Source organism: Sphaerobacter sp. (genome assembly GCF_019683595.1).
Lineage (GTDB): Bacteria > Chloroflexota > Chloroflexia > Thermomicrobiales > Thermomicrobiaceae > Sphaerobacter.
Genome location: NZ_JADGHZ010000229.1, coordinates 1 through 4,820, shown reverse-complemented (window position 1 = coordinate 4,820; position 4,820 = coordinate 1). Strand labels below are relative to the sequence as shown.

Sequence of the window (4,820 nt, the reverse complement as noted above, 5' to 3'; positions counted from 1 at the left end):
CTTCGCGTTCCCGGCCGGCGGGGCGCGCCGGGCGGCGTAGCGAAGGATCTCGCGTCGGACCGGCCACGCAGCGAAGGATGACAACGCGGGGGCGCGGACGGCTGTCGCGTTTACCGGATTAGTTCGTCAAAGTTCATCGGCGGGTTTTCGTCGTGAGTCCGGCGGCTTTGGCCCCGGGCGGATCAGAGCACCCAGACGTCTCGTGGTCGCCGTGGCGCGGGGTTGACCACTGCCCCGGCAACACTGCCCTCCGCCCGGCACGTGCATTGCGTATTCCGGGAAAATGATCCTATAGAGCCGTCAATGTGCGGAGATGAGGAGTTGCACGAATGGCTGACTACGAGCACGAGCGCCGCGTCCGCGAAGAGCGGCGGGTCGAGGAGACCCGACCGGTCGACCCGCCCGGGGAGTACCGTCGCCGCGTGGAGCACGAGGTCGTGCACGAGCGCGACCCGGCGCAGGACGTCATCCGGCGCCGGGCCATCTACCAGCGAATCGCGACCGTGGTCTGGACGCTGATCGGCTTTATCGAGGCCCTGATCGGCCTGCGGGTCCTGCTGAAGCTGATCGGCGCCAACCCCGGCAACGCGTTCGTCAACGGGGTCTATGACTTCAGCGGCGTCTTCGTCAACCCGTTTCTGGGCATCGTGAACGACCCGCAGAGCGGCAACGCCGTGCTGGAGATCAACTCCCTCATCGCGATGGTGGTCTATCTCCTGATCGGTTGGGGGCTGGTTCGCCTCATCTGGCTCATCTTCTACACCACCGAGCCGACCGAGGCGTAGCCCCCGTCATCACTGCGGCCCGCGGGCCAGCGGCACCGGGTTCTCCGGCGCCGCGCCTTCCGGCGGGTACTGGCCGGTGCGCCACTGATAGTAGTGGCGCCCGACGTTGCCCATCTCGACCTTCCAGCCCTCCGGGTTGTCCGGCGCGTAGGTCAGGCAGCGCCGCTCGAAGCACTGCACCAACACATCGCGCATCTCGCCAGCCAGCTTGACGCGGGCCCAATAGGCCTCCGTGATCGGATAACCGCTGGCGTAGAAGGCGGGATCGAAGAGCGGGCCGGTTTGGTACTGCCCATCTCGCAGCACGAGCCCGCTGCTGCTCAGGTACGCGGCGAAGACGCTGGCGATCCGGTGCCCGGTCTCCGGGATGTAGTCGACCGCGGTGACACCGTAGGCCGCGAGGCGCTCGTCGGCCCCGACGCGACCGTCCTGGTCCAGCGTCTGAGTGATCACCGTGCCCTCGTCCAGCGCGGGAGCGTCGACCAACCCGGCGAACGTGGCGTAGCGCGGCCCGGACGGGTCATCCGGATCCCCCGCGACCGGGATGTCGGCCGGTGCTCGCTGCTCGAAGCTGGTGTGGCCGAGCTGGAGCTCGCCGGTGATCAGCTCGGTGGCGAGCAGACCGGTCGTCACGTACCAGGGACCGCTGGTATCGGCAAGGGGATCGGTAACCTCCATGCGCGCCTTGTCGAAGTAGGCCACGAGCCGCTGGCCATGCTGCGTCTCGACATACGGCTCAGGACCGACCGCGAAGGCCGCCGGACCCCAGAGCCAGGTGCGCTGGGTCGCGAGACTCGCCACCGGCTGGTCAGCCGCCTGCCAGGTGTTCGCGAAGTGCGGCAGGTACGCCTGTCGCACGGCAGCGGGCGCGTTGAGCAGGCCGGCACCGCCGCCGAGCGTCCCCGCCGGGTAGGTCTGCCGCGCCGTCCCGGTCAGCGCCGTCCGGATCGCCTCGATCGACATGTCCGGATTCACCGCGCGCATCAGCGCGACCGTGCCCGCGACCATCGGCGCGGCGAACGACGTGCCGTGCAGCGTCTCCCAGGTGGCGCCGACACCCTCCTGCCAATAGGCGGAGAGGATCGACATGCCGGGCGCGGTCAGATCGACGCGGCTCACCTGCGAGGAGAAGGGCGCCACGTCCGCGCCGTCGCTCGTGGCGGCGCCAACCGAGATCGGCTCCTGGTAGGTGGCAGGAAAGGTGGGGCGGTTCGGGTCGTTCCCGGCCGCCGCGATCACCGGGACGTTCCGCTCGTAGGCGTACTGGATCTGCTGGTGGAGCGTCGCGCTCTCGGAGTCGGCACCCAGGCTCAGGTTGATGACGCTGGCGCCCTGGTCGACCGCGTAGCGGACGCCGCTGGCGATGGCGCTCACCGGCGCGCCGTCCGCGTCACCCACCTTGACCGGGAGGATGGTCACGTCCATCGCCGTCCCGGCGATCCCGACGGCGTCGTTGCCGCGCGCGGCAATAATCGAAGCGACGGCGGTGCCATGCCCCACGTCGTCGGTCACGTCCGAACCGGCCTGCAAGAAGTTGTAGCCTTCCAACACCTTGCCGGCGAGGTCCGGGTGGTCGGCATGGACGCCCGAGTCGACGACCGCCACAACGACCGACGGCGTGCCCGTCGTGAGCGACCAGGCGTCGGGCAAGCCGATGGTGCGCGCCCACTCCTGATTCGGCAGGAGCGGATCGTTCGGCTCCCACTGGTAGGTGAAGCGGATGTCCGGCTCCACGTAGGCCACGGCCGAATTGGCGAGCAGCCGGGCGACGCCGTCGGTCGCACCGGTCCGGCCGATGAAGCGCGCTACGTACGTCCCCGGCACGTACTCCAGGGGCTCCAGTACGGCATCGCCGAGCAAGGTGTGCAGCGACTGGAACTGATAGCGCGCCTCCGGACGCAGCGCGACGATCCAGTCGGTGGACGGCGGTGTCTGAGAGGTCGCATCACTTGTGGCACTGACCGGGAGTGAGCCGAAGACGGCTCCAAGCAGCAGCACCAGGAGCGCGGCGACAGCCCGCGGTCCCTTCCCAATCCCTCTGGTCACGCGGATCGCTCCGTTCCCTGCTTCCCTGCTCCGGCACCTCCGGCGTTCGTCCCCCTCCGGAGGTTCCAGAGCATCCCCGTAGCTGCAACGAGCGAGCGGCGCCGCGGTTCCCGGCGGCCGGGCTCGGGTGGTCGCTGTGCCTACAGTCCGTAGGACGCGTACGAGAGCAGCGACACCAGGAGTATCCCCCAATACACCCGCCGGTACACCGGCCCCGCCGCGAGCGCGAGACCCAAGGGTACCACGAAGTACCAGGTGTGGATGCGAGGCCAGAGCAGGAGGAAGACGGCCAGGGAGGTCGCCCACAGCGCAAGCTCGTCCGAAATGGCCCAGGTCTTGCGCCCACGCGCACGCCACAACATCCACGCCTGCCACACGCCGAACGCCGCCACCGAGATCGCGACGGTCGCCGGGACACCGAGGCGTACGTAGCCCCCGCTGACCGTCTCGATGAGCCAGCGTCCCACCACCATCACCGGGTTGTTCACCCCTCGCCCCGGCTCGTCAAGCGTGCTCATCAGCACGGCCATCCCGCCCCAGTAGGGCGCGAACGCACCGACCGCCAGCGCCACCGCGATGGCACCCAGCCGCACCACGATGCCCGCCCACTGGGACGGCGACGCCCGCATCAAGAGCCGCGGCCCGATCACCGCGAGCAGCGGCAGCGTTGAGTACTTCACCAGGCCCGACACCACCAGCCCGGCGAAGGCAAGGTACGGCCGCGCCTGGAGCAACAGGTAGGCGCTGACCAGGACGACGGTCAGGATCAGCGCGTCGTTGTGGCCGGTCACCACACCCTCGACCAGCACCATCGGGTTCCAGGCGAACGCCAGGTAGGCCCAGCCGGCGTGCTCCGGCCAGCGCCGCCGCACGAGGACGTAGATCAGCCACCCGTCGAGCAGCACCGCCGCCAACGCCAGCACCTTGAACCGGATCGCCAGCTCCAGCGGGGTCGCGTGACGGCCGAGGGTGAACACCTCGGAGATCAGGGTCCAGAGCGGGCCGTACGGCGACGGGATATGGCGCCACTGCCAGTACAGGTAGGGCACGACCGGGTCCCCGGGCGCACCGAGCGCCGCGGTCGTCAGGTAGGGATTGCGGTCGTAGACGCCCGCAAGCCGGCCAAAGATGCTGTAGGAGAAGATGTCGGTGGAGAAGACCGGTGGCACCGTGAGCGCCACCACCCCGAAGATCACGGCGCCCGCGAGCACCAAGCGATGGTCGATCTGGAGACCGTGCACCCGCCAGATCAGCCGCAGGTAGACCAGCCAGAGGGCGAGGACGCAGGCGCAGGCAACGATGGCGTAGGTCAGCACCCCCAGCTCCGCGACGTGGGGCACCAGTCGCGAGAAGAGCCGGGCGTTGCGGGCGAACTCCTGGAGCTTCGGGTGCGTCGGTGTCTCGCCGGCTCGGACGGTGACGGTCGTGAGCGCTAGCAAGATGGTGCCGAAGACGGCACCGGCAGCCACGACGGCGCGATCCCCCGCCCCGAGCGTGCGCCACACGGCCAGCGGCCCGTGGCGGGACGGGGTCGCGAGTTCCCGCGCTTTCCCGTGCGCTGTCCCCACGCGCCGCGCGGCCGAGGCGCGCGGGAGAATTTCATGGTCTACCGGCACGGAACCGTACCTCTCCGCCTCTTCGAGTCACCCCCCACCGTTCCCGGCGCGACACCCCCCAATGCAATCCAGCCGTTTCCACCGTATGCTAGGCGAAACAATCCCTGGATTGCGGTGGCAGAAGGAGGATAGCGGATGCCCCAACGCGGCACGTTCCACCATTCGCGCGTCCTCGCGACACTTGTCGCGCTCATGCTGTTCGCGGCATGCGGTCGTGCCGGTGGGGAGCCGTTCCCCGCTGACGGCACCACACCCCTCGTGCCGACGGCTACCGCCACCGCAACAGCCACCGTCGCCGCCGCGACGGTCATCACCCCATCGCCAAGCACGCCCGCCCCCACCGCAATCCCCACTCCAACACCCGTGTCCGCAC

3 protein-coding genes and 1 pseudogene are annotated in these 4,820 nt (G+C 69.3%); 2 read left to right on the top strand and 2 right to left on the bottom strand.

Annotated features, from left to right (window positions below; translation table 11 throughout):
• The first annotated feature begins 329 nt into the window (after positions 1-329).
• Positions 330-785 carry a hypothetical protein gene (locus tag IRZ30_RS15690; protein WP_294086483.1) on the top strand — a complete coding sequence of 152 codons (456 nt, stop codon included), beginning with the start codon at positions 330-332 and terminating at the stop codon, positions 783-785.
• Between the two features lie 9 nt (positions 786-794).
• Here the strand turns inward: IRZ30_RS15690 and IRZ30_RS15685 are convergent, their stop codons facing one another.
• Both IRZ30_RS15685 and IRZ30_RS15680 read right to left on the bottom strand, forming a co-directional pair.
• Positions 795-2,831, bottom strand: a complete 2,037-nt coding sequence (locus IRZ30_RS15685; RefSeq protein ID WP_294086482.1) for a S8 family serine peptidase — start codon at positions 2,829-2,831, stop codon at positions 795-797.
• A 140-nt stretch (positions 2,832-2,971) separates the two neighbouring features.
• Positions 2,972-4,447 carry a hypothetical protein gene (locus tag IRZ30_RS15680; protein ID WP_294086481.1) on the bottom strand — a complete coding sequence of 492 codons (1,476 nt, stop codon included), beginning with the start codon at positions 4,445-4,447 and terminating at the stop codon, positions 2,972-2,974.
• A gap of 135 nt (positions 4,448-4,582) precedes the next feature.
• On the opposite strand from IRZ30_RS15680, the pseudogene IRZ30_RS15675 reads away from it, so the two are divergent.
• Positions 4,583-4,820: pseudogene (locus IRZ30_RS15675) on the top strand (hypothetical protein); the annotation flags it as partial.